Source organism: Burkholderia sp. Ac-20345, from assembly GCF_017104825.1.
GTDB classification, from domain to species: domain Bacteria; phylum Pseudomonadota; class Gammaproteobacteria; order Burkholderiales; family Burkholderiaceae; genus Burkholderia; species Burkholderia lata_B.
The window spans coordinates 1-1,291 of the sequence record NZ_JAAGPO010000512.1 but is presented as its reverse complement, the minus strand read 5'-3'; the positions used below and the strand labels follow the sequence as shown (position 1 = coordinate 1,291).

Genomic DNA, 1,291 nt, shown 5'->3' with positions numbered 1-1,291 from the left:
TGAGCTTCCCTCGGTTTTTCGCCTTCCAACGGTCCCGAGTTATGCAGCGGCGTCCTTGGTCTGCTGAGCTTTGATCCAGTCCCGAAGGAACCGCTCCGGAGAAACAAAGCCGAGCGACGAATGACGACGACTGCGGTTGTAAAACACTTCGATGTATTCGAACAGATCGGCCTTCGCGTCCTGGTGCGTCCGGTAGCGCGTGGCGTGAACCCGTTCGTTCTTCAAGCTGTTGAAGAAGCTTTCCGTAGGGGCATTGTCCCAACAATTTCCCTTGCGGCTCATCGAGCAGCGCATACCGTACGCGGCCAGCTTGCGCTGGAACTCGTGGCTCGCATACTGGCTGCCCCTATCCGAGTGACACAGGGCGCCCGGCATGGGGCGGCGGCGAAACCAAGCCATCGTCAGCGCGTCCGTCACGAGATCCGCCGTCATACGCGACTTGATGGACCAGCCCACCACCTCCCGGTTGAACAGGTCGAGTACCACGGCCAGGTACAGCCAACCCTCGTCGGTCCAGATGTACGTGATATCGGAGCTGAACACCTGATTCGGCTCAGTAGGCGTGAACTCGCGATTCAACAGATTCGGTGCAACCGGCAGCTTGTGCTTCGAATCGGTCGTCACCCGGTAACGGCGTTTGTGTCGCGCCCGGATGCCGTTCTCACGCATCAGCCGTTCGACGCGCGCCTTGCTGGCCGGATAGCCTCGATCACGGATTTCCTCGGTCATGCGCGGCGAACCGTACGCGCCCTTGACCTTGGCGTGCACCGTCCGGATCAGCGTCAGCAACTGCGTGTCCGTCAGTCGCGTTCGTTCCGGCGTACCGCCGCGCTTCCACGCGCGATAGCCATTCACGCTGACCGACAGCACCCAGCACAGCGACGACAGCGGATACTGCCCGACCTGCCGGTCGATCCAGGCATACCTCACAGCAGGTCCTTCGCGAAGTATGCTGCCGCCTTTTTTGCGATCTCAAGCTCCATCTGCAGGCGCTTGTTCTCTGCTCGAAGCCGCGAAAGCTCCATTTGCTCCGGCGTGACTGGCTTCGCTCCGGCGCCGTTGAGCTTGCCCGATGCCTCGACCTTTACCCAGTTGCGAAGCGTCTGCTCAGAGATGCCAAGCTCGCGGGCCACTACGCCCACGCTCTGACCATCCTTGACCCGCTGTACGGCGGCAACCTTGAACTCCGCCGTGTACACCTGTTTCGGTACCTTGAACATGCCTGATTTCCTTCCTTTCCGTCGAGTTTATACACGACCTCTTGGAAGGCGAAATTTCAGGGGAAGCTCAC

1 protein-coding gene is annotated in these 1,291 nt (G+C 60.3%); it reads right to left on the bottom strand.

The genetic code is table 11. From position 1 onward, the window contains the following. Positions 1-39 precede the first annotated feature (39 nt). A protein-coding gene (locus G3O06_RS48360; protein ID WP_205820471.1) for an IS3 family transposase occupies positions 40-1,220 on the bottom strand; the annotation gives its coding sequence in 2 pieces (ribosomal slippage) (positions 40-959 and positions 959-1,220; 1,182 coding nt in all). Between the last annotated feature and the right edge of the window lie 71 nt (positions 1,221-1,291).